The organism is Burkholderia sp. BE12, assembly GCF_002959955.1.
In the GTDB taxonomy this organism is placed as follows: Bacteria; Pseudomonadota; Gammaproteobacteria; order Burkholderiales; family Burkholderiaceae; genus Burkholderia.
On the sequence record NZ_PREY01000030.1, the window covers coordinates 46,733 to 69,383 of the forward strand.

28 protein-coding genes are annotated in these 22,651 nt (G+C 67.4%); 17 read left to right on the plus strand and 11 right to left on the minus strand.

Features of this window, described 5'->3' with window-relative positions; all coding sequences use genetic code 11:
- The first annotated feature begins 17 nt into the window (after window positions 1-17).
- Complete coding sequence (gene arsN2, locus C4B30_RS27335; protein WP_105133175.1) at window positions 18-446, plus strand: arsenic resistance N-acetyltransferase ArsN2; 429 nt, start codon at window positions 18-20, stop codon at window positions 444-446.
- 132 nt (window positions 447-578) lie between these two features.
- Here arsN2 and C4B30_RS35935 read toward each other — a convergent pair whose 3' ends face one another.
- The 3 genes from C4B30_RS35935 to C4B30_RS27350 all read right to left on the minus strand — a co-directional run bounded on the left by C4B30_RS35935 (window position 579) and on the right by C4B30_RS27350 (window position 1,646).
- The gene (locus C4B30_RS35935) at window positions 579-794 is read right to left on the minus strand and encodes a hypothetical protein (RefSeq protein ID WP_080681343.1); all 216 of its coding nucleotides are present in this window, start codon (window positions 792-794) and stop codon (window positions 579-581) included.
- Between the two features lie 209 nt (window positions 795-1,003).
- Window positions 1,004-1,324: a hypothetical protein gene (locus tag C4B30_RS27345; RefSeq protein ID WP_027784663.1), complete on the minus strand. Its 321-nt coding sequence runs from the start codon at window positions 1,322-1,324 to the stop codon at window positions 1,004-1,006.
- Window positions 1,325-1,409: 85 nt separating this feature from the next.
- A complete protein-coding gene (locus tag C4B30_RS27350) occupies window positions 1,410-1,646 on the minus strand; it encodes a hypothetical protein (RefSeq protein WP_027784662.1) in 237 nt (78 codons plus the stop codon).
- 553 nt (window positions 1,647-2,199) lie between these two features.
- On the opposite strand from C4B30_RS27350, the gene C4B30_RS27355 reads away from it, so the two are divergent.
- The 6 genes from C4B30_RS27355 (at window position 2,200) to C4B30_RS27380 (ending at window position 5,887) form a co-directional block, all read left to right on the plus strand.
- On the plus strand, window positions 2,200-2,487 hold the full coding sequence (locus tag C4B30_RS27355) for a hypothetical protein (protein ID WP_027784661.1): 288 nt from the start codon (window positions 2,200-2,202) through the stop codon (window positions 2,485-2,487).
- A 292-nt stretch (window positions 2,488-2,779) separates the two neighbouring features.
- Window positions 2,780-3,037, plus strand: coding sequence for a hypothetical protein (locus C4B30_RS27360; protein WP_027784660.1), 258 nt, complete (start codon window positions 2,780-2,782; stop codon window positions 3,035-3,037).
- A 452-nt stretch (window positions 3,038-3,489) separates the two neighbouring features.
- Complete coding sequence (locus tag C4B30_RS27365; RefSeq protein ID WP_006483902.1) at window positions 3,490-3,804, plus strand: Dabb family protein; 315 nt, start codon at window positions 3,490-3,492, stop codon at window positions 3,802-3,804.
- Window positions 3,801-4,280 (plus strand): PaaI family thioesterase, encoded by a 480-nt coding sequence (locus C4B30_RS27370; protein WP_006483907.1) that lies wholly within the window; start codon window positions 3,801-3,803, stop codon window positions 4,278-4,280. Before C4B30_RS27365 ends, C4B30_RS27370 begins: the two co-directional genes overlap by 4 nt.
- 159 nt (window positions 4,281-4,439) lie before the next feature.
- Entirely contained in the window at window positions 4,440-5,399 is a 960-nt protein-coding gene (locus C4B30_RS27375; RefSeq protein WP_027784659.1) for an alpha/beta hydrolase, read from the plus strand.
- 41 nt (window positions 5,400-5,440) lie between these two features.
- Complete coding sequence (locus tag C4B30_RS27380) at window positions 5,441-5,887, plus strand: GNAT family N-acetyltransferase (RefSeq protein ID WP_027784658.1); 447 nt, start codon at window positions 5,441-5,443, stop codon at window positions 5,885-5,887.
- Between the two features lie 16 nt (window positions 5,888-5,903).
- On the opposite strand, the gene C4B30_RS27385 is transcribed toward C4B30_RS27380, so the two are convergent.
- Together C4B30_RS27385 and ygfZ are read right to left on the minus strand one after the other, a co-directional pair.
- Window positions 5,904-6,749, minus strand: a complete 846-nt coding sequence (locus C4B30_RS27385; protein WP_027784657.1) for an NRDE family protein — start codon at window positions 6,747-6,749, stop codon at window positions 5,904-5,906.
- A gap of 76 nt (window positions 6,750-6,825) precedes the next feature.
- The gene (gene ygfZ / locus C4B30_RS27390; RefSeq protein ID WP_027784656.1) at window positions 6,826-7,860 is read right to left on the minus strand and encodes a CAF17-like 4Fe-4S cluster assembly/insertion protein YgfZ; all 1,035 of its coding nucleotides are present in this window, start codon (window positions 7,858-7,860) and stop codon (window positions 6,826-6,828) included.
- 77 nt (window positions 7,861-7,937) lie between these two features.
- Between ygfZ and mltG the strand changes: the two genes are divergently transcribed.
- The 9 genes from mltG to C4B30_RS27435 all read left to right on the plus strand — a co-directional run bounded on the left by mltG (window position 7,938) and on the right by C4B30_RS27435 (window position 16,609).
- Window positions 7,938-8,957, plus strand: a complete 1,020-nt coding sequence (mltG, locus tag C4B30_RS27395) for an endolytic transglycosylase MltG (protein WP_027784655.1) — start codon at window positions 7,938-7,940, stop codon at window positions 8,955-8,957.
- Window positions 8,957-9,577, plus strand: coding sequence for a dTMP kinase (gene tmk / locus C4B30_RS27400; RefSeq protein ID WP_027784654.1), 621 nt, complete (start codon window positions 8,957-8,959; stop codon window positions 9,575-9,577). Before mltG ends, tmk begins: the two co-directional genes overlap by 1 nt.
- Before the next feature lie 19 nt (window positions 9,578-9,596).
- On the plus strand, window positions 9,597-10,625 hold the full coding sequence (locus tag C4B30_RS27405) for a DNA polymerase III subunit delta' (protein WP_027784653.1): 1,029 nt from the start codon (window positions 9,597-9,599) through the stop codon (window positions 10,623-10,625).
- Window positions 10,626-10,766: 141 nt separating this feature from the next.
- Window positions 10,767-11,546, plus strand: coding sequence for a TatD family hydrolase (locus tag C4B30_RS27410; protein WP_027784652.1), 780 nt, complete (start codon window positions 10,767-10,769; stop codon window positions 11,544-11,546).
- Between the two features lie 43 nt (window positions 11,547-11,589).
- Window positions 11,590-12,300 (plus strand): ankyrin repeat domain-containing protein, encoded by a 711-nt coding sequence (locus C4B30_RS27415; protein WP_027784651.1) that lies wholly within the window; start codon window positions 11,590-11,592, stop codon window positions 12,298-12,300.
- Between the two features lie 121 nt (window positions 12,301-12,421).
- A complete protein-coding gene (locus C4B30_RS27420) occupies window positions 12,422-12,778 on the plus strand; it encodes a Rap1a/Tai family immunity protein (RefSeq protein ID WP_006485939.1) in 357 nt (118 codons plus the stop codon).
- A gap of 89 nt (window positions 12,779-12,867) precedes the next feature.
- Window positions 12,868-14,040, plus strand: coding sequence for a mechanosensitive ion channel family protein (locus C4B30_RS27425; RefSeq protein WP_027784650.1), 1,173 nt, complete (start codon window positions 12,868-12,870; stop codon window positions 14,038-14,040).
- Between the two features lie 44 nt (window positions 14,041-14,084).
- Window positions 14,085-15,260: an AAA family ATPase gene (locus C4B30_RS27430; protein WP_027784649.1), complete on the plus strand. Its 1,176-nt coding sequence runs from the start codon at window positions 14,085-14,087 to the stop codon at window positions 15,258-15,260.
- 284 nt (window positions 15,261-15,544) lie between these two features.
- The gene (locus tag C4B30_RS27435; RefSeq protein WP_027784648.1) at window positions 15,545-16,609 is read left to right on the plus strand and encodes a glycosyltransferase family 4 protein; all 1,065 of its coding nucleotides are present in this window, start codon (window positions 15,545-15,547) and stop codon (window positions 16,607-16,609) included.
- Between the two features lie 119 nt (window positions 16,610-16,728).
- Here C4B30_RS27435 and C4B30_RS27440 read toward each other — a convergent pair whose 3' ends face one another.
- From C4B30_RS27440 to C4B30_RS27450, 3 genes are all read right to left on the minus strand, one after another.
- On the minus strand, window positions 16,729-17,316 hold the full coding sequence (locus C4B30_RS27440; RefSeq protein WP_027784647.1) for a BPSL1445 family SYLF domain-containing lipoprotein: 588 nt from the start codon (window positions 17,314-17,316) through the stop codon (window positions 16,729-16,731).
- 250 nt (window positions 17,317-17,566) lie between these two features.
- Window positions 17,567-18,016 carry a membrane protein gene (locus C4B30_RS27445; protein WP_027784646.1) on the minus strand — a complete coding sequence of 150 codons (450 nt, stop codon included), beginning with the start codon at window positions 18,014-18,016 and terminating at the stop codon, window positions 17,567-17,569.
- A gap of 258 nt (window positions 18,017-18,274) precedes the next feature.
- Window positions 18,275-18,565, minus strand: coding sequence for a PsiF family protein (locus tag C4B30_RS27450; protein ID WP_027784645.1), 291 nt, complete (start codon window positions 18,563-18,565; stop codon window positions 18,275-18,277).
- A 271-nt stretch (window positions 18,566-18,836) separates the two neighbouring features.
- Here C4B30_RS27450 and C4B30_RS27455 point away from each other — a divergent pair, with 271 nt between their 5' ends.
- Window positions 18,837-19,859: an asparaginase gene (locus C4B30_RS27455; RefSeq protein WP_027784644.1), complete on the plus strand. Its 1,023-nt coding sequence runs from the start codon at window positions 18,837-18,839 to the stop codon at window positions 19,857-19,859.
- A 104-nt stretch (window positions 19,860-19,963) separates the two neighbouring features.
- On the opposite strand, the gene lysM is transcribed toward C4B30_RS27455, so the two are convergent.
- The 3 genes from lysM to hyi form a co-directional block, all read right to left on the minus strand.
- Window positions 19,964-20,434 (minus strand): peptidoglycan-binding protein LysM, encoded by a 471-nt coding sequence (lysM, locus tag C4B30_RS27460; RefSeq protein ID WP_027784643.1) that lies wholly within the window; start codon window positions 20,432-20,434, stop codon window positions 19,964-19,966.
- A gap of 461 nt (window positions 20,435-20,895) precedes the next feature.
- On the minus strand, window positions 20,896-21,789 hold the full coding sequence (locus C4B30_RS27465; protein ID WP_027784642.1) for a 2-hydroxy-3-oxopropionate reductase: 894 nt from the start codon (window positions 21,787-21,789) through the stop codon (window positions 20,896-20,898).
- 41 nt (window positions 21,790-21,830) lie between these two features.
- Window positions 21,831-22,640, minus strand: a complete 810-nt coding sequence (hyi, locus tag C4B30_RS27470) for a hydroxypyruvate isomerase (protein WP_027784641.1) — start codon at window positions 22,638-22,640, stop codon at window positions 21,831-21,833.
- Window positions 22,641-22,651 lie beyond the last annotated feature (11 nt).

Consider the following 22,651-nt stretch of genomic DNA (forward strand, 5'->3'; position numbering starts at 1 on the left):
CGACGGAAGGAGCGAAGATGGAGATCCGTTGCGCCGCTGTCGATGACTTGCCGTCGATTGAAGCATTGCTGCGCGAGAACGCCTTGCCAGCCGACGGCGTCGCAAGCCATGTGCAACGTTTCGTCGTTGCGATCGAGCATTCGACGATATGCGGATGCGGGGGTATCGAGTATTACGGTGACGTCGCGCTGCTGCGTTCCGTTGCGGTCGCCGCGCACGTACGCGATGCCGGCGTCGGGCGGGTGATCGTGTCGCGGCTCGTGGATGCGTGCCTGTCCCGCAACGTTCGGTCGTTGGTGCTGCTCACGACGACCGCGGAGAGCTATTTCGCCTGTCTGGGTTTCGTGCGCGTTGCACGAGGGGACGTGCCGTCTGCGGTGCTCGCGTCGCCGCAGTTTCAGGGCGTGTGTCCGGAGTCGGCCGTTTCAATGCTGCGGGTTCTTTAAGCGTTACGGCGATCACCGCACGCTTCGGGGGGCTGCCGGCAACCGCATTCGATGCGCGGTTTCGAGCCTTCTGTCCGGCCAGGAGCCTTCCGGCAGGGCAACGTAGTGAGGTACGGAGTATCGAGACGGCGATCAACCAAACTGCGACGTCAGCCATCCCTCCGCCCATTTAGTTGCGTACGCAACTGCATCGTCGCGACGCTCGAAGGCCGCCAGATCGCCGCTCGTGTGTACTTCTCGCTCCGCTCCGTCCACGAGTATCGTGGTAATCCTCACGTGTGCGACGTACTGCCGATCGGCCCTGCGTGGTGTCGGATCGATCCGGAACCGTGTCGAATTGAAGAGCATTTTCTTCTCCAGACGTTGTCATCGTCGAGAATCGCTGTCGGCCCATGCGAGCCGATCATTGAGCCATCGCCTCGGGTGCTGGCTGCTGTTGCCTGCATGCTCGCCCTGTACGAGAAGGTCGCTATCGGACCTGCTTCCGAAGGTATCCGGGACGGCGGCCTCGAGCGATCGTCAGGTCGCGGACATCACACGGGGACGCGGGCAAGGCCTTATCGCCTGGGGTGCTTCATTTCCTCGGCTTCCACGATCGCGAGTCGTTCTTCGCTTGCGGAACCGGATTCCATGGCTTCGTCGATCGATGCCAGCGCATACTCGCAGGCGAGCTTCGTTTCCTCGACGCCAGGCTCGGGCTCCTCGTCGTCGTCGCTGGGCGGCGGGGAAAGCATGTCTTCAAGCATCATCGCCAGTTCCGGGGTGTCCCATTGTTCCCCCCTTTGCTCTTTCTTCTTGATGTAGTGCCGGATTTCCGCGTCTTGCTCGGGCGAAAGTGGAAGGTGCCGAAACGTGTTGCGTGGATTGGTGTCGATCATGATGTTGCTCCGAAGTTTGAATCCGATTCGCTCGAACGGCCTCCCGGATTACGCGTGCACGGGAAAAGGGTGCGAAACGAGGCGCCTACTTGCGGGGGCGCGAATCCTGGATTCGTCCGAGGCGCCCCAAAAGCTCGTCCACCTGAAGTTCGAGGATCCTGTTTCGCTCGGACTGCGTGCGAAGTTTGTTGAGCCTGATGCGCCAATACGCTGGATCGCTGACCGACGATCTGTTGACGAACGCATGCCGTGCCTGCTCAAGCAGGCCGATCGCTCGCCTGATATGTACCAGTTCGCGTTCCGCATCACAGTACCCGTTCATGTTTGCCGCCTTTTGATTGCGTTTTGCCTCTTGACGGGCTGCCCGCTAGAACACTCGAGTTCACGGCGCAGGAGCCGATTGCGAACTGGGGCGTTGCCGCACGACGGGTGTCGCAAGAGGAGGGAAGGTTGTGCGCAAGCAGGGGCGACACGAAACCGGGGAGAGGGGCGAGCCGTCAATCTGCAAATGGGGCTCGGATGAGACCATCATACGCGCATCGCCGATGACGCAACGGTTTTATTTCGGCTGCGACGCGACGTACTCGTATCCGATGCCGTCGTTCGTGATCGCCCATTTTTAAAGACTACGAACAGACAGGGCGCGCCGCTCGAGAGGCGAACGCAGCGGAAAAAACGGCGCTGGTTCGGGCCGTGCAGGTGCCGGCTTCGCCGGCTGATATCCGTCGTCACGTGCAGGCAGCGATCCGCTTGCAGACCGGGCGATCGCGATGCGCGCGAGAGCGCCTTCGGCAAGTGCAAGGCGGAGAAATCTGCGTCGCCCTGCGCTGCCTGTTCCCATGTATAGTGGGCCTCCCCCCTGTGGAGTGACCAACATGCCGGCATACCCGTTTTTTCTCTACAAGGGGTACGAACTTCATCCTCTTGTCTTCTCCCGCACGTTCGATCGCTTTGACCGACATTCCCGTTACGCCGAAGGGTATGACGTCGCGGTGCGAATCTGTCGTCCGGCATCGATGGCCAGCTCTCCGGAAGGTCGCGTTTTTCGGCTAAACCAGCCCGAGGCATTCTCCGATTTCGGCGTGGCGAGGCGCGCTGCCGGGCAGCAGGGAAAGGACATCGTCGACGGGAAGGTGAGCGGCGCTTCGGTCGTCGACATGTGAACGCGCTGCGGGCGTACGCGGGCAATCGACCGGCGTCGTCGCTGCTGGCCTGTTTCACCGTCGTTTTTTGTGGAAAAAACGATCCGGGTGGACATCGGCGGGACGCATCTCGGCGCGAAGTGACGAGCCTGGCGCCGGGGTTCTTCCAGACCGGTATCGGTCGTGCAAATCAACGTCGATGTGCTTGCGCATTGTCTCGCGTGCCGCGAGGCGGGTTGCGCACGGGTTCGCAGCGGTTAGCGAACTCCCGCTCCGGTTACCGGCTGCCCTCTGACCCTCAACGGAGCGTCCCATGTATCGGATGATCGTGTACCGCGGATTCGAAATCCATGTCGAACTCACGCCGGCCGCTGCGGATCTCTACGACGTCACGTTTCAGATCAAGGGCGCGGACAATCTTCGTGTCGTGGGTGGGCGCGGCGGCAAGATTTCGCTGCACAACGGCCCCTATACGCGCCGGTGGGCTTATCTCATCGCTGAAGCCGCCGGGCGTGCTGCAATCGATGTGCTCCTCGGCGTGGTCGTCGGGGACGATAACCCCGTCGCCTGACGCGGGTTGGGCGTCTGTCGGTGCGCGGGAATATTGTCGTTTGCGGGTTATCGCGCGGTTACGAATGGCGCGAGAAGGATGCGGGATTTGTATCGGCCGTCCTGGAAACCAACGGCGGATATTCGCCGATCGCGAATAAACGCTCCTTCCCGGCAATCCCGTATCGGCAGCGCCAGCGCTTGGCGCCGGATGACTGAACCCCGAGATACGGCGCCATTGGCGCCCGTAAGTTTGGTAGGCTTGTCGCCTGTGTTTGCTCGTCGGATCTCGACGTCGGCAAGTGGCACGATGAGACGCGGGGGCCGCCCTCGAAGATTGCAGGCGATACCCGCTTTTTCTCGGCCGAGCGCGACTTCGAGCGAATGCGAGCGAACGGTGGGAAGGGCCGACAGCGCCCGACTGGCAACGGTTGCAGGCGAAGCGCCGAACCAACACGAACAGGAGCGAACGAAGTGATCAGACATATCGTCATGTGGAAGTTGAAGGAATCGGCGGAAGGCGCGACGCGTGCGCAGAACGCGCTGAAGCTGAAGGAAAAGCTCGAAGGCTGCCGCGACCTCGTGCCGGGTACCCTGCAGATCGACGTCGGCGTGGCGACGCCGGGCCTCGACGCGACCGCCGACATCGTGCTCGTCTCCGATTTCGCCGACAAGGCCGCGCTCGACGCATACCAGGTGCATCCGGTCCACCAGGAAGTGAAGAAATTCGTCGTCGCGGTGGCCGAATCGCGCGAGTGCGTCGACTACATCGTCGACAACGCACGATGAGCGACGCGGCAACCCCGACGGAAGGCCCGTCGATCGAAAGCCCGTTCGTCGATCTGCTCGGCGTGCAGCTCGTGTCCGCGAAGGATGGCGCGAGCGAGATCGTGCTGCCGCTCGAGGAGCGCCACATGAACACGTGGAGCATCGCGCACGGCGGCGTGACGATGACGCTCGCCGATATCGCGCTCGCGATGGCGGCGCGCAGCCTGACCGACGACGGCGTCGGCGTCGTCACGGTCGAGATGAAGGTGAACTTCATGCAGCCGGGCCGCGGCGAGCTGCGCGCTTACGGGCGCGTGATGCACCGCTCGACGACGATGGCCTACTGCGAAGGCGAAGTGCGCGACAGCGACGGCAATTTCGTCGCGAAGGCGCTCGGTACGTTCAAGTACATGCGGCGGCTCGCGGTCGGCCGCGACATCAAGCGGCAACGCTCGCGCACCGCGCCGGACGCCCAGCCCGGCCCGAGCGACGCGTAAGCATCCGTCACGCACGGCCCTGTCTCTTCGATGAGGCAGGGCCGTCTCGTTTTGGAGCACGGGCTGGCCGGCACACCGCGCGCCGCGCCCGCCGGGCGCGCGCGTGGCATCATGTCACGCTTGTCCGTTCACGGCGCCACGCCGGCGCCGTCCATACCGATGCCGCTGAATCCGAAGATCGCCCAGGTGCTCGACATGATCGAGCGCGCGAAACGCCCGTCGTACCACCACCAGACGCCGCAGCAGGCGCGCGCCGCATACGAGAAGAGCGCGCCGATCCTCGACGTCGCACCGGCGCCGATGCATGCGGTGGAGGAATGCGCCGTGCCGACGCGGGACGGCCGCACGATCGGTGCGCGGCTGTATCTGCCGGTCGAGCCGAGCCTGGCCGAGCCGCTGCCCGCGCTCGTGTACTACCACGGCGGCGGCTTCACGGTCGGCAGCGTCGACACGCACGATGCGCTGTGCCGGATGTTCGCGCACGATGCGCGATGCGCGGTCCTGTCGGTCGGCTACCGGCTCGCGCCCGAACACAGGTTTCCGACCGCGGTGAACGACGCGGACGACGCATTGCAGTGGCTGCATCGCGAGGCCGCCACATTCGGCATCGACGCCGCGCGGCTGGCGGTCGGCGGCGACAGTGCGGGCGGGACGCTCGCGACGGTGTGCGCGGTGCTCGCGCGCGACGCGGGCATTCGCCTTGCGCTGCAACTGCTGATCTATCCGGGCGTGACGGGCCACCAGGACACCGAATCGCACGCACGGCTCGCGAACGGCTACCTGCTGACGCAGGACACGATCCAGTGGTTCTTCGCGCAATACGTGCGCGATCGGGCGGACCGCGACGGCTGGCGTTTCGCGCCGCTCGACGGCACGCGCGATGCGCCGTCGTTCGCGGGTGTCGCGCCGGCATGGATCGCGACGGCCGAATTCGATCCGCTGAGCGACGAGGGCGCCGCGTACGCGGACAAGTTGCGCGCGGCCGGCAACGCGGTCACGCTGGTCCGCTATCCGGGGATGATCCACGAATTCTTCAAGATGGGCGGCTACGTGCCGGAAGTGCGGGCCGCGCATGCCGATGCGGTCGCGGCGCTGAAGGCTGCATTCGACGAAGTTTGACGGCGAGCGCGTGAAGGCGCGCATGCCGCGGGAGAGCTGCGATGACGAACGGCGTGGGCGTGGTGGAAACGGGCGACTGGACGGTACTGGGCGGCGACGCTGCGCGGATTCGCGACGCGGTGTTCGTGCGCGAGCAGCAGATTCCGCCGGAATGGGAACTCGACGACGACGATCCGCTGTCGCTGCATGCGGTCGCGTACCGGACCGACGCGGCGACCGGCGTGCGCCGCGCGGTCGCGACGGGGCGATTGCTGCCGTCCGGCACGATCGGCCGCGTCGCGGTGCTGGCCGACGTGCGCGGGCAGGGTGTCGGGTCGGCCGTGCTGAATGCGCTGCTGGACGCCGCACGGCGCCGCGGCGAAGCGGTCGTGCGGCTGTACGCGCAGGATTCGGCGGTGTCGTTCTATCTGCGGCACGGCTTCGCGGCGGTCGGCGAACCGTTCGTCGAAGCCGGCGTGCCGCACGTCGAGATGGCACGCGCGCCGTAGCGCGCAATGCGTGCGTTCAGCGCGGCCGCGTCGCGTCGATATCGAACGTGAACGCGCGCTCGAACGCGCCCGGGCGGGCGGTCCGGTGCGAGCCGTCGTCGTCGCTGCGCTCCTTGATCTCGACCGTCAGCCGCACGCCTTCCTTCATCGTGACGCGCAGCGCCGTGGTGCCGCGCGTGCCGTATTCGGGTGTCTCGATGAACGCGGCCGACAGCGCACGTTCGCGCTCGATCGGAATGCCCGTGTGCGGCAGGGCGTCGTCGTCCGCGACGTGCGGGTCGCGCATCAGCGCGATCAGTTCGTCGAGCGACGGGGTCGGATTGTCGGTGAGCAGCGTGCCGAGTTCCGCGCGCTTGCGCACCACTTTCGGCCAGGGCGTGTCGAGCCGCGCATTCGACAGCGCATGCACGCCCGGCGCGATCGCGACGGGCGCGGCGACACGGCTTTCGCCCTCGGGCGCGCGGTTGCAGAACCATGCGAGTTCGCGCCGGCGCCAGTCGCCGACGAGCAGGTTGAAGCCGTTGTACACGGCCGCGTGCTCGGCAAGCTGCGCGAGATAGTCGAGCGGTGCGGCGGACGGGCCGCCGAGAAAGTCGGATACCAGCTTGCCGCGGGTCGGCGCGCCCGCGCGGATGTCGAACGGCGCGCGGTAGTTGGTCAGCGCGGCGAAGCGGCCGTCGCGCGATACGCCGAGCCACGTGCCGCCCGCTTCGAGATCGCGGCCGGCCAGTACGCCCGGCACGTCCTCCCACCACGAGAGCGGCGCGCTGGTCCGGCGAAAGAACTCGTCGCGATTGGCGGCGAGGGTAAACACGGGACCGGCGGCGGAATCGGGCTGCCAGTCGAAGGCAATCAGACACATCGGGCGAATCTCTCGCAGGAAACGTCGCGCGCCGGCTGCGACTCGCGAGCCGGCGCGCGAACGGGTTGTCAGTGCATCAGGCTTCGGTCGGCCACGCGTACGGCAGCGCATCGAACGCGAGCGCCGGGCCGTCGGCCGAACCGAGGTGCACCGTGCCGCCGTCGAGCGCGGCGAGCTTGATCTCGACCAGCGCGTCGACGCCGCCGGCCGGCGCGGCCGCCGCATTGACGATCATCCCGCACGGCTGGCCCGGGTCGTCGCTATGGAACAGCTCGACGCCGGCATGCACGGTATCGGTGTCGCCGGCGACGTGCGCGAGCGCGGTGCGGCGCTTGATCGTGCCGCGGTACTGGCTGCGCGCCACCACTTCCTGGCCCGGGTAGCACCCTTTCCTGAAGTTAACGGCACCGATCACGTCGAAGTTGACCATCTGCGGGACGAACTGTTCGACGGCCGGCTGCGTGATGCGCGGCTCGCCCGCGCGAACGTCGAGCCAGTCCCATACGGCGGGCGACACGATGGGCAGCGTGCCGGCCAGCGCGGCGACGCGCGCGTCGACTTCGGCGCGCGGGCCGATCCACAAATAGCGCTTGCGGCCGGCCGCATCGGGCACGCGGATCAATGCGCCGGCCGGGCCGTCGACCTTCACGTGCACGCCGTCGGGCAGCGCATCGAAGATGCCCGACAGCGCCTCGCGCACGTCGCCGACGAAGCCGGCCACCGCGAGCGTGTCGCTCGCGTCCGTCAGCTTCGCCTTCGCGCGCAGCACGAACATCGACAGCCGCTTCTGCGCGGCCGGCTGCACGTCTTTCGACACGAGCAGGCGCACGCCGTGGCCGGCCCGCCACGCGAGGAACGACGCGAGCAAGCGGCCTTTCGGCGAGCAGTACCCGGACAGCCGGGCGCTGCCGGCGTCGAGATGCTCGATGTCGTTGGTGAGCTGGCTGTGCAGGAACGTCGCGGCGTCGTCGCCGGCCACGTCGATCACACCGAACTGCGGCAGCGGCATGCAGGCGCCCGGCGCTTCGAAATCGGCGGCGGACGGGCGGGGGAAAACGGGGAGCGAGGCAGATGCGGCCTGGGCAGCCGGTGAAGCGAACGGTGTGCTCATGGAATGAGGGAACAGTCAACCCTGACTTTGACGGAGGCGAGCAAGTATTATATGGGTCTTACCTGAGTCACGTTTCCATGTCCCTACTGAAGAAATGCGCCGCGACGATCGTGGCGCTGGCCGTCGTTGTGGCCGCTGCCGGCGCGGGCGGCGGGTATTACTGGGCGACCCGGCCGCTGTTGCTGGGCTCGGCATCGCTCGACGTCACGATCAAGCCGCGCAGCAGCGTGAAGAGCGTCGCATTGCAGCTCAAGCGCGGCGGCGTGCCGGTCGAGCCGCTCGCCTTCGTCGCGATGACGCGCGTGCTCGGGCTGTCGAGCCGGCTCAAATCGGGCAACTACGAATTCAAGACCGGCATCACGCCTTATGACGTGCTGCAGAAGATCGCGCGCGGCGACGTGAACGAGTACGTCGCGACGGTCATCGAGGGCTGGACCTTCAAGCGGATGCGCGCGGAACTCGACGCGAACCCCGATCTGGCGCATTCGACGGCCGGCATGAGCGACGCCGAGCTGCTGCGCGCGATCGGCGCATCGGACGGCGCGGTGCAGCGCGGCAGCGGCGAGGGGCTGTTCTTTCCCGATACCTACCTGTTCGACAAGGGCACGAGCGACCTGAACATCTATCGGCGCGCCTACCGGCTGATGCAGACGCGCATCGACGAGGCATGGGCCGCGCGCACGCCGGGGCTGCCGTACAAGACGCCTTACGAAATGCTGACGATCGCGTCGATCATCGAGAAGGAAACCGGCCACGCGGCCGACCGCGCGTTCGTCGCGGCCGTGTTCGCGAACCGGCTGCGGATCGGCATGCCGCTGCAGACCGATCCGTCGGTGATCTACGGGCTCGGCGACGCGTACGACGGCCGTCTGCGCAAGCGCGACCTGCAGGCCGACACTCCTTACAATACCTACACCCGACGCGGGCTGCCGCCCACGCCGATCGCGTTGCCGGGTGTCGCCGCGCTGCAGGCGGCGATCAATCCGGCTCCGACGAGCGCGCTCTATTTCGTCGCGAAGGGCGACGGCACGAGCGTGTTCTCGGACACGCTCGGCGACCACAACAAGGCCGTGGACAAGTACATACGAGGTCAATAATGGCGAGCGGTAAATTCATCACGTTCGAAGGCATCGACGGGGCGGGGAAGACCACCCACCTGTCATGGTTCTGCGAACGCCTCCAGGGCCGGCTGGCCGCGGCCGGCCGGCAGGTCGTCGTCACCCGCGAGCCGGGCGGCACGCAGCTCGGCGAGAAACTGCGCGAGATCCTGCTGAACCAGCCGATGGATCTCGAGACGGAAGCGCTGTTGATGTTCGCCGCGCGTCGCGAGCATCTCGCGCTCGTGATCGAGCCGGCGCTCGCGCGCGGCGACTGGGTCGTGTCGGATCGCTTCACCGACGCGACCTTCGCGTACCAGGGCGGCGGGCGCGGGCTGCCGCGCGACAAGCTCGAGACGCTCGAGCGCTGGGTGCAGGGCGGTTTCCAGCCCGACCTCACGGTGTTGTTCGACGTCGCGCCGCAGGTCGCGAGCGAGCGTCGCGGCGCCGCGCGCATGCCCGACAAGTTCGAAAGCGAGTCCGACGCGTTCTTCACCCGCACGCGGGCCGAATATCTGCGGCGCGCGGAAGAGGCGCCGCACCGCTTCGCGATCGTCGACGCGACGCGATCGATTCCCGAGATCCGCCAGCAGCTCGAACGCGTGCTCGCCGCGCTGTAACCCGCAAGGAACGCACCCCATGATCTATCCGTGGCAAACCGACGACTGGAACCGCCTGCAGCAACTGCGCGCGCAATGGCCGCATGCGCTGCTGCTGCACGGTCAGGCCGGGATCGGCAAGCTGCAGTTCGCGCAGCATCTCGCGCAGGGCTTCCTGTGCGAATCGCCGCAGCCGAACGGCGAACCGTGCGGCGCCTGCGCGGCCTGCAACTGGTTCTCGCAGGGCAACCATCCGGACTACCGGATCGTGCTGCCCGAGGCGCTAGCGGGCGAGGCGCCGGGTGCGGCGGACGACGCGAAGCCGGCCGATGCGGACGAAGGCGGCAAGAAGACGCGCGCGCCGAGCAAGGAAATCAAGATCGAGCAGGTGCGCGCGCTGCTCGACTTCTGCGGGGTGGGTTCGCACCGCGGCGGCGCGCGCGTCGTCGTGCTGTATCCGGCCGAGGCGCTCAACGTCGCCGCGTCGAACGCGCTGCTGAAAACGCTGGAGGAGCCGCCGGCCGGCGTCGTGTTCCTGCTCGTGTCGGCGCGCATCGACCGCTTGTTGCCGACGATCATCAGCCGCTGCCGCCAGTGGCCGATGAGCGTGCCGGCGCCGGAGGCCGCCGCCGCGTGGCTCGCCGCGCAGGGTGTCGATCACGCCAGCGCGCTGCTCGCCGAAGCCGGCGGCGCGCCGCTCGCCGCGTTGGCGCTCGCGAGCGACGAGAACCGCCCGCTGCGCGACTACACGCTGGGGCAACTGGCCGCCGGTGCGGGCTGCGATCCGTTCGCATGCGGCGAGACGCTGCAGAAGCTGCCGGTGCCGCTGGTGCTCGGCTGGTTGCAGCGCTGGCTGTACGATCTGCTCGCCCAGCGGATGGCCGGTGCGCCGCGCTACTTCCCGATGCACGCGGCGGCCCTTGCGCGCTGCGCGGAAGCAGTCGACGCGAACGCCTTCGCGCGCTTCATGAAAGCCGTGACGCGGCAGCGGACGGTCGAGAACCATCCGCTCAACGCGCGGCTCGTATTCGAGGAATTGTTTCTCGGATATCGGGAAATGTTTGCTTGATCCGGCATTGCTTCCGATGAGTTGCGAAACGATGAACGGATCACGCGGGGGCGCGACCGTGGCCGGCCGGCCCGCCCACGCCGCCCGGTGCCGCATGCCGGCGGGCGCATGAGCGCCCGTCTCACGTATTCAGGAAACACGATGTTCGTCGACTCTCACTGCCACATCAATTTCAAGGGCCTGGCCGACCGTCTGCCGGCCGTTCTCGAGAACATGCGCGAGCACGACGTCACGCACGCGCTGTGCGTCTCGGTCGATTTCGAGACGCTGCCCGACGTGCTCGCGATCGCCGAAGCGCACGACAACGTGTACGCATCGGTCGGCGTGCATCCCGATCACGAGGAGATGCGCGAGCCGACGCTCGCCGAGCTCGTCGAGCTGGCCGCGCACCCGAAGGTCGTCGCGATCGGCGAAACCGGCCTCGATTACTACCGCCTCGAAGGCCGCTCGATCGCCGACATGGAATGGCAGCGCGAACGCTTTCGCACGCACATCCGCGCGGCGACCGCGACGATGAAGCCGCTGATCATCCACACGCGCGCGTCGTCGGAGGACACGCTGCGGATCATGGCCGAGGAGCGCGCGGACGTGCCGGGCGGCGTGATGCACTGCTTCACCGAGCCGTGGCCGGTCGCCGAGCAGGCGCTCGCGCAGAACTTCCATATCTCGCTGTCGGGTATCGTCACGTTCAAGAGCGCGACCGACGTGCAGGACGTCGCGCGGCGCGTGCCGCTCGACCGGCTGCTGATCGAGACCGACTCGCCGTACCTCGCGCCGGTGCCGTATCGCGGCAAGCCGAATGAACCTGCGTACGTCAGCCATGTCGGACGCTTTATCGCATCCGAACGCGGGATCGCCGTCGAGGCGCTCGCCGATGCGACGACGCAGAACTTTTTCCGGCTGTTCAAGATCGCTCGCTAACGACGTGCGCGCAGCCGACAACCCAGGGAAGGAGCCCACAACAATGACGAAGCCGACCAACCATTTGCCCAAACGCGCACTCGTTGCGGCCGCATTCGTCGCGAGCGGGCTGTTCGCCGCCGCCGGCGCGCATGCCGAGTCGCTCGACGCGATCGTCAAGGCCGTCAAGTTCGACGACATCGCCGATATCGGCAAGCAGCTCAAGAGCGGCAAGCTCGATCCGAACACGCTCGCGCCGAATGGCGACCCGATCCTCGTGATCGCCGCGCGCGAGAAGTCCGACAAGGTCGCGGCGGCGATCGCCACGACGCCGAACGTCGATCTCGAGAAGGAAGACAAGGCCGGCGAAAACGCGCTGATGCTCGCGTCGCTGAACGGCGACCTCGATCTCGTCAAGCTGCTGATCGACAAGGGCGCGGAAGTCGGCAAGAAGGGCTGGGCGCCGCTGCACTACGCGGCGACCAACGGCCAGGACGCGGTCGTCAAGGTGCTGCTCGACCATGACGCGTACATCGACACCGCATCGCCGAACGGCACGACGCCGCTGATGATGGCCGCGCGCGGCAACCATGCGTCGACGGTCACGCTGCTGCTCGACCAGGGCGCCGATCCGCAGGTGAAGAACCAGCTCGGCATCACCGCGCTCGAGTTCGCGAAGCACTACAACGCGCCGGACGCGATCGGGATCCTGAGCAAGCGGACGACGCGTATCGGTGCGGGGGCGCCGGCAGATGCTCAAAAGAGTGCAAAATAACGGTTTTTGGTGCGGCGACGGCTGTCCGCCCGGCCGGCTTCCGGCCGGAGCCGGCGGGCATCCGGCGCCGCACCGGCCAACGCAGCAGGCGGTCTCCGGCCGCATTGACATAAGGAACACCATGTTGCGCGCAATGTTTTGTGCCGCGGCGTTTGCCGTGCCGTTGTCGGCGGCGGCTTTCACGGGCGCGGATCTCGACCGGCTGTGCGCGAAGACGGACGTCAAGTCGCGGGCGTCGTGCGCGGCCTATATCGAAGGCGCCGCCGACGGCGTCTACAACACGATCGATGCGATCGGCGGCACCACGGGGCCGCGCGTCGGTCAGTACTTCTGTCTGCCGCCCGACATCCGGGCGCAACAGATGACGGACGCGGTGCGCAAGTACATCGCGGAAAATCCGAAGCTGGCCGACTACAACGCGAGCACCGCGGTGTCGCTCGGTCTCGGCAAGGCGTTTCCCTGCAGGAGCGGCAACTGATCTGACGCCGTGTCCGGGCGCGTGCGCGGCCCGGACGTCGCCGACGCATCCAGGACGAAGCCTGTGCGCTTCATCACTCGAGGGCGCCGATGATTTCAATCGAGGAACTGCAGCGCATCGCCGATGCGCCGTTGCATTCGTGGCTCGGCACGCTGGGCGTGTCGGTCATCGTCATACTGGTCGTCACGGTCGTGCACCGCCTCGGCGCGCGCGTCGTCAAGCGTGTCGCGCAGCCGTATCCGCTGATGAGCGCGATCCTGCGCTACATCGACAAGCCGTCGCTCGTCGTGCTGGCGCTGCTGGCGCTCGAATTCCTGTGGCTCCAGGCGGACGACGGCATGTCGTTCGTGCGCGGCATGCGCACCGCGGCCGCGGTCGGCTCCATCGTGTCGCTCACGTGGCTGCTGGTGCGGCTCGCGGCCGGCGTCGGCGACGCGATCATCCAGGCCCATCCGATCGATACGGCCGACAATCTCCAGGCGCGGCGCATCCATACGCAGGCCAAGGTCCTCGTGCGGACCGTGATGGTGCTGATCGTGATCATCGGCACAGGCGCCGCGCTGATGACGTTCCCGAACGTGCGCCAGATCGGCGCGAGCCTGCTGGCATCGGCCGGTGTGGCAGGGCTGGTCGCCGGTATCGCCGCGCGGCCGGTGCTCGGCAACCTGATTGCCGGGTTGCAGATCGCGCTCACGCAGCCGATCCGGCTCGACGACGTGGTCGTGATCCAGGGCGAGTGGGGGCGCATCGAGGAAATCACCGGCTCGTTCGTGTCGGTGCGACTGTGGGACCAGCGGCGTCTCGTCGTGCCGCTGCAATGGATCATCGAGAATCCGTTCACGAACTGGACGCGCAGCAGTGCGGAGATCATCGGCACCGTTTACCTGTCGGTCGATTACCGCACGCCGCTCGCGCCGCTGCGCGAGGAACTCGCACGGCTCGTCCACGCCGCGCCGGAATGGGACGGCCGCGTGCAGGTGCTGCAGGTGACCGATGCGACGGAGCGCACGATGCAGCTGCGTGCGCTCGTCAGCGCGGCCGACTCGTCGTCGTGCTGGGATCTGCGCTGCCGCGTGCGCGAAGGGCTGATCGCCTATCTGCAGAACCGCTATCCGCAATGCCTGCCGCGCAACCGGATGGAGCTGTATCCGCACGAATCCGCGCCCGATGCGCCGAATCCTGAACGGCCGCACGCGCGGTCGCCTGCCGCCAGCACGGCGGCCAACACCGCAGCCGATCCGCAGGCCGTCGACGGCCGCTGAACGCGGCCCCGGCGCCTGCCTGCCATGCCCCATTGCCCATTCCCATGACCGCGCTGAAGACGCTCGCCATCGCCAATTACCGCTCGCTGCGCGAGCTGATCGTGCCGCTCGCGGGGCTCAACGTCGTCACGGGGCCGAACGGCAGCGGCAAGTCGAGCGTGTACCGCGCGCTGCGGCTGCTCGCCGACACCGCGCAGGGCCGCGTGATCCCGTCGCTCGCGCGCGAGGGCGGCTTGCCGTCGGCGTTATGGGCCGGCCCCGAGCGCTTCTCGCGCGCGATGCTGGCCGGCGAGGTGCCGGTGACGGGCACCGTGCGCAGCGGGCCGGTGAGCCTGAAGCTCGGCTTCGCGTGCGACGATTTCGGCTATTCGATCGATCTCGGCCTGCCGCTGCCGAGCAGCTCGGCGTTCGCGCTCGATCCGGTGATCAAGCGCGAATGCATCTGGGGCGGCGCGTTGCCGCGCCCGTCCACGCTGCTGGTCGACCGGCAGGGCGCGCAGATTCGCGCGCGTACCGCGTCGGGCGACTGGCAGACGATTCCGCAACCGGTCGCCAGCTTCGACAGCATGATGACCGAGTTCGCCGATCCGACCGGGGCGCCCGAGATGATCGCGGTGCGCGAGCGGATCCGCTCGTGGCGCTTCTACGACCATTTCCGAACCGATGCGCGGGCGCCGGCGCGCCAGTCGCACATCGGTACCCATACGCCGGTGCTCGCGGACGACGGGGCCGACCTGGCCGCCGCGCTGCAGACCATCCGCGAAATCGGCGACGGCGTGGCACTCGATGCGGCGATCGACGACGCGTTTCCCGGTGCGTCGGTCGAGATCGACAATCCGGGCGGCCGCGGCCGCTTCGACGTGCTGATGCGCCAGCCGGGGCTGCTGCGGCCGCTGACGGCGGCCGAGCTGTCCGACGGCACGCTGCGCTACCTGCTGCTGGCGGCCGCGCTGCTGACGCCGCGGCCGCCGGCGCTGATGGTGCTGAACGAACCCGAGACGAGCCTGCATCCCGATCTGCTGCCGGCGCTCGGCCGCCTGATCGCGCAGGCCGCCCGGCGTTCGCAGGTGCTGGTCGTGTCGCACGCGGCGCGTCTCATCGCGACGCTCGAGCGCGAGGCCGGCTGCGAATCGCTGGTGCTCGACAAGCAGCTCGGTGCGACCGCGCTCGTCGATGCCGACTCGCGCGACCTGCCGGCCTGGAAGTGGCCGTCGCGCTGACAGCCTGATGGCGTGCTTTGGGTCGTGATCGGCGCCGAAGGCATCGGATCGGCCCCGGCCGCCTCGATGCGAGGCGGGCGGTCCGGCTCGGCGGAATGTATCCGGTCTGTAACAACCCCCAAAAAATGAAAGACCGGCGGTTCCGCTCGGCGGGATCGCGAATAATAATGAGATAACCGGCTGGCGCCACGCCGGCCGGCGCGGCATGGACGCGGGCAGGGTGCGCGCAAGCGCGGACCCCCGGCGGCTGCACCGCAACGGACAGGACACAGGAGACGTGGACCATGAGAATTGCCCAGATCGCCCCGCTGACCGAATCCGTGCCGCCGAAGCTGTACGGCGGCACGGAGCGCGTCGTGTCCTACATCACCGAGGCGCTAGTCGAACTCGGCCATGATGTGACGCTGTTCGCGAGCGGCGATTCGACCACGCGCGCGAAGCTGGAGCCCGTGTGGCCGCGCGCGCTGCGGCTCGATTCGTCGATCCGCGACCGGGTCGCGCCGCACATGCTGCTGATGGAGACGGTCGCGCGCCGCGCGAAGGATTTCGACGTGCTCCATTTCCACATGGACTACTACTCGTTCTCGGTCTTCAACCGACAGGAAACGCCTTACGTGACGACGCTGCACGGCCGGCTCGACCTGCCCGAGCAGCAACCGGTGTTCGACACGTTCAACACGGCGCCGGTGATCTCGATTTCCAATTCGCAGCGCCAGCCGTTGCCGCAGGCGAAATGGCTGACGACCGTCTATCACGGGCTGCCCGATGCGCTGTACCTGCCGCAGCCCGTCGAGCCGCGCTATCTCGCGTTCCTCGGCCGCATCTCGCCGGAAAAACGCGTCGACACCGCGATCCGCATTGCCCGCCAGTGCGGGCTGCCGATCCGGATCGCCGCGAAGATCGACGCGGCCGACCAGGAATACTTCGACCGCGAGATCAAGCCGCTCTTCGCGTTGCCGCACGTCGAATACATCGGCGAGATCGCCGATCACGAGAAGGCTGAATTCCTGTCGGGCGCGCATGCGCTGCTGTTTCCGATCGACTGGCCGGAGCCGTTCGGCCTGGTGATGATCGAGGCGATGTCGTGCGGCACGCCGGTGATCGCGTTCAACCGCGGCGCGGTGCCCGAAGTGGTGGACGAGGGGGTGTCGGGTTTCATCGTCGAGGATGAGATCAGCGCGGTGGCCGCCGTGAACCGGCTGCACCTGCTGCCGCGTGCGCGCGTGCGCCAGCGCTTCGAGGAGCGCTTCACGTCGCGCCGGATGGCGCAGGAGTACGTGGACGTGTACCAGTCGGTGATCCGCGCGCAGAAGCGCTCGCGCTTCAAGGTGATCGACTCGACGACCTGATCGGCCTGACCGGACCGCCTCGGCGCACGGCGCCGGCGGATAAAAAAACGGCGATGCCCGCCAGGACATCGCCGTTTGCGCATGACCCGCGCGCGGCACGCGCGGGCAGTGCGTCAACGTCAGATCTTGAGCTTCGTGACCTTCGTGCCGTTGATCGACACGTCGCCCATCAGGCCGGCGTTGGTCAGCACGACGACCTGGATCGGTGCAGTGGCCGTGTTGGAGTCGACCGCGCCGTTCGCGCCCATCTTCACGAGTGCGACCGATGCGCCGGCGCCGGCTGCCCAGCCGTCCGAGTTGCGGAATTCGTCGAGCGCCTGCTGCGTCATGAACAGGAACACGATCGCCTTCGACTGCGCGCCGGCCTGCAGGCCGACCGACAGCGACGACGTGTTGTAGTAGCCGACCGTGCTGCCGCCGACGCGCAGCGCGCCGTTGCCAGACTGGCCGCCGACGATGAAGCCGGCCTGGAGCACTTCGGGGAAGACCAGCACGCCGCGCGATTTCGCGACGAGCTCGCGCGAACCCTTGACCGTGGAGTACATGCGCGACAGCGTGGCGTCGACGCTCGCGTCGATCGACTGGCGTTTGGACGCGTTGGTCGCGGCGTTGTCCGGCTTGTCCGGGGTGGTGGTGCAACCGGTGAGCGCGAGGCTACCGACGATGAGCGCAGCGGCGGCTTTCAGCACAAGATTCCGTTTTTGCATCGTTGTTCTCCATCGGATGATGTTCGGAGTGAGTCTCGCTCAAGGAGCGGATCACGTCGGCAGTTATATCACAGCGGCTTACGGCCTCTTTTCGTTGCCGCGTGAAAAAGCGTCAAATCGCGTGGGGGTGTCGCAGCGCGCCAACGGACGAAGCGGCGCCGACGCGTGGGGCGCGCCGCGGGCGTGGTCGGCATGCGGGGCGCGCGACGGTCGGGCGGGAAGGCGGCGGCGTTTGTGGCGCGCGCCGGTGTCAGTGCGGGACGGGCGGAACGGGCGGCTTGATCGGCGGGCGGCGCAGCGCGCGGCGGATCAGCGCGATCACGACGCCGCACGCGAACAGGAATGCGGCCGGCACGACCCAGTAGCCGACGAACGCGTGCCACAGATAGCCGGCGAGCGTATTGCGGCGCACCACGTATTCGTCGCGAGCCGCCTGCTGGCGCGGCGCGTTGGCGGCGAGCACCTCGGCCGGGCAGCCGGCCGCGCGCGCTTCGTCAGGATCCCCGTGGCACTTCGCGGCGGCGCCGGCGGCCTGCTGCGCGTCGGTGAGCTGCCAGGTGGTCAGCGCGAGCTGCAGGTCCGCCTTGTTGTAGGCCATTTCCTCGCGGATCTCGCGTACGGCGACGATCGCGACGGGCACCGCCCAGAACACGATCACGATCAGCCAGCGGCGGAACCAGCGGTGTTGTCTCCATGCCATCCAAGCCTCCGTTTGACGCGCGTGCGCGTCCGTCTCGAGGGCGGCCCGATGGCGCTTCTTGGTCTTGGGTGGGCCGCGTTGCAGCCATCATAGAAGAAAACGCGGCGAATTGCCGCACCATGTGGGGGCGCCGGGCCGGCAGGCGGAAAAACGGGGCGGGAAATGCTGGAATGCGTGCGTCGATGCGCATGCAACGAAAACGAAAAATGCCGCGCCCGCCGAAGCGGGGCGCGGCATTCGAGACGGGAGCGCCGGAACTCAGGCGGCCGGCTGGTTGCTCAGGCAGCTCTTCATGAACGTCTTGCGATCGTCGCCCTTCTTGCCGGTGGCCTGTGTGTTGCATGCCTTCATCTTTTCCTGCTGCGTCATCGCCTTCGCGGGCTTCGCCGACAGGCAGTCCTTCATGAACGCCTTGCGTTCGTCGCCCGTCTTTCCGGATGCCTGGGTGTTACAGGCCTTCATCTTGTCCTGCTGGCTGTTCGCCGCGAATGCGGGGGAAGCCAGCATGCCGCCGAGAAGCACTGCGGCTACGAGCGATTGGATTTTCATTTCGACACTCCCATGGGGTGAATTGCGTGTGATCGACGCCGTCACGAAGCGCGACGCGACGAGGACAGGGCCACATCGCACCACGCGCTCCGATTATGGCAAATCAAGGTGAAAACACCAAAACGGCACTTCCTATAACGTTGCGCACGCCACGGCCGTTGACGGCGCGCGCGGCCCGGAGATCGGGACAAACCATGATGCGCGCCGGCCTCTGCCGGCCGCCGCGCCGGAACCTGCCGGCTCCCGGCCGCGAGCCATTACAATCGCGGCCATGAATACACCGAACACCGCATCCCCTTCGTCCGCGGCGGCGCTGCCGCGCATCGCCGTACTCGCCACCGGCGGCACGATCGCCGGCGCCGCGCCCGACGCGGCCAGCACGGCCGGCTACCAGGCCGGCGCGCTCGGCGTCAATTTCCTGGTCGACGCCGTGCCGGCGCTCGCGTCGGTCGCACGCATCGACGCGGAGCAGGTCGCCAGCATCGACAGCAAGGATCTCGCGCTGCCGCTGTGGAACACGCTCGCCGCGCGGATCGACGCGCTGATGGCCGACCCGGCCATCGACGGCATCGTGATCACCCACGGCACCGATACGCTCGAGGAAACCGCGTATGCGCTGCATCTGGTCGTCCGGGGCGACAAGCCGGTCGTGCTGACGGCCGCGATGCGGCCGGCCACCGCGCTGTCGTCCGACGGCCCGCTGAACCTGCTGAACGCGGTGACGGTGGCCGCGCATCCGTCCGCGCGCGGGCAGGGCGTGCTGGTCGCGTTCAACAACCGGATCCACGGCGCGCGCGACGTCGTGAAGACGAGCACCTATGCGGTCGACGCGTTCCATTCCCCGGAGCTCGGCGCGCTCGGCTGGGTGCAGGACGGCCGCGTCGAATTCGCGCGCCGCGTCACACGCACGCGTGACACGCAACTGGCGATCGCCGCGGCGTGGCCGCCGGTCGAAGTCGTCGCGAGCTATGCGGGCGTGACGCGCACGGCCGTCGACGCGCTCGTCGCGGCCGGCGTGCGCGGACTCGTCGTCGCGGGCACCGGCAACGGGTCGATCCATACGACGCTGCAGGCGGCGCTCGCCGATGCGGTGAATGCGGGCGTGGCGGTGGTCCGTGCGTCGCGCGTCGGTTCGGGACACGTGATGCGCAACGGCGCCGCGAGCGACGATGCGCTCGGTTTCGTGAGCGCGGGCTCGCTGCATCCGTTCAAGGCGCGCGTGCTGCTGATGCTCGCGCTCGCGAACGGCATTCAGGATCGAGACGCACTGCAGCGCGCATTCGATACGCTGTGACGGATGGCACGCCGCTCGGGCGGCGTGCGGCGCGCATAAAAAATGGCAGGCCACTGGCCTGCCATTTTTGCGTCGGTGCTACGAGAACGCTCGGGACTGCGCGCTCAGGACTGCGGCGGAATCACGAGCTTCTGGCCCGGGTAGATCCGGTCCGGGCTCGACAGCATCGGCTTGTTCGCCTCGAAGATCGCCGGGTACTTGTTCGCATCGCCATACACTTCCTTGGCGATCGCCGACAGCGTGTCGCCCGGCTTCACGTCGTGGTACTGCACTTCCGGATCGTCCGGTTGCAGATCGTCGTCGTTGACGCCCGCGACGCCTTGCACGTTACCGGCCGCGACCTTGACCTTCGCCTTCGTGTCGAGATCGGCAACGCTGCCCGACAGCGTGACGGTGCGCGATGCGCCGTCGAACGCGACGGTCAGGTTCGACGTGTCGAGATTTTGCGAGTTGATGTAATTCTTGATCGCATCGGCCGCGGTCTGGTTCGCGGCATTCGGATCTTCCGCTGCCTGTGCATCGGCGTGACCCAGCAGTTTTTCACCCGCCTCCTTGATAAACGAAAGAAGACCCATCGTTGCACTCCTTAGGTGGTTGAAAAGAAAACGCGCCGTGAAGTGGCGAAAAAAACACCGCGCTGGGTGCGGGCCCCGGAAGGGGCGCGCAGGCGCGGCGGTTTTCTCGAAAGGCGTGGCGAAAGTGTAGGCGTTCAACGCGACGATTGCATGAAAAATCGCACGCTCGAACGTAAAGAAATGTAATACGCGAAATCCGACAGGCGGACACCCGACGACGACGTCTGACCGACCAAGGCTTCCCCGGCGCCGCCGGGTGCCGCTGCGGACCCCACCACGCCGCTCTCAGCCCAGAGCGGCGTTTTTCGCCCCGTCCCGCACGCCGTTGGCGATGCGGGGCGGGGCGCCCCACCGTGATGCGCGCGTGCGTCGCGCATCGATGCGACCGGCCGCGGCCGAGTCGCGTGTATTCGTCGCGCGCCTGCGCCATCGCGGCGAAAGCGCGCGTTGCCGCATCCGCGTTACGCGGCCGGCGTCTGGCCGATCTCGAAGTTCGACATGATCTCGAGCGCTCGCACGAGGGCCGAGTGATCCCATGCCTTGCCGCCGTGCGATGCGCACACACTGAACAGCTGCTGCGCGCTCGCGGTGTGCGGCAGCGCGAGGCCGAGCTTGCGTGCGCCGTCGAGCGCGAGGTTCAGGTCCTTCTGGTGCAGCTCGATGCGGAAGCCCGGATCGAACGTGCGCTTGGTCATCCGCGCGCCGTGCACTTCGAGGATGCGCGACGCGGCGAAGCCGCCCATCAGCGCCTGGCGCACACGCTCCGGATCGGCGCCCGAGCGCGCGGCGAACAGCAGCGCTTCGCCGACCGCCTCGATGTTCAGCGCGACGATGATCTGGTTCGCGACCTTGCAGGTCTGCCCCGCGCCGTTGTCGCCGACGAGCGTGATGTTCTTGCCCATCTTCTCGAACAGCGGCTTCGCGCGCTCGAACGCCTGCTCCGGGCCCCCGACCATGATCGTCAGCGTCGCTTCGCGCGCGCCGACTTCGCCGCCGGACACCGGCGCGTCGAGGTAGTCGCAGCCGAGTGCGTTGATCTGCTTGGCGAATTCCTGCGTGTCGAGCGGCGAGATCGAGCTCATGTCGATCACGAGCTTGCCGGCGGTCAGGCCCTTCGCGACGCCGTCGTCGGCGAACAGCACGTTACGCACGTCGGGCGTGTCCGGCACCATCGAGATGATGATGTCGGCGTGCCGCGCGACTTCGGTCGAGCTCGCGACGACCTTCGCGCTGCCGCGCAGGTCGTCCGGAATCGGGAACGCACCGTTCACGACGAGCTGATGATCGCCCTTGAGCAGGTTGCGCGCCATGTGCGCGCCCATGATGCCGAGGCCGATGAAACCGATGGTTGCCATGTGAAAGTCTCCTATGGGGCTGAAAACGGGAAGGGTGCGACTCAGGCGGCGCGACGCGCCGAGGCCGGTGCGCAACCGGCCACGCTTTGCAGCCAGCCGAGGCCTTCCGTCGTGGTGGTACGGGGCTTGTATTCGCAGCCGACGTAGCCGGCATAGCCGAGCCGGTCGAGCAGCGCGAACAGGAACGCGTAGTTGATCTCGCCGGTGCCCGGCTCGTTGCGGCCCGGGTTGTCCGCGAGCTGGACGTGGCCGATCGACGCGAGGTTGCGTTCGATCGTCGCGGCCAGTTCGCCTTCCATGCGTTGCATGTGATAGATGTCATACTGCAGGAACAGGTTGTCCGAGCCGACCGCGCGGATCACGTCGAGCCCTTCGGACGAGCGGTTCAGCGCAAAGCCCGGGATGTCGAAGCTGTTGCACGGCTCGACGAGCAGGCGGATGCCTTCGCGCTTGAGCGCATCGGCGGCGAAGCGCAGGTTGTCGACGATCGTCACGAACGTCTTGTCGCGCGCCGTGCTCGCCGACGGGATGCCGACGAGGCAGTTCAGCTGCGGCACCTTCAGCGCCTTCGCATACTCGATCGCACGGCCGACACCTTCCTGGAACTCGTCGACGCGATCGGGCAGACACGCGATGCCGCGCTCGCCCAGGTCCCAGTTGCCGGCAGGCAGGTTGTGCAGCACGAGGCGCAGACGGTGCGTCTCGAGCCGTTCGGCGAGTTCCTCTTTCGCGTACGGATACGGGAACAGGAACTCGACGGCGTCGAAGCCCGCGTCCGCGGCCGCCTTGAAGCGGTCGAGGAACGGCACTTCGTTGAACAGCATGGTCAGGTTTGCAGCAAACTTCGGCATGAGCTAAGCCT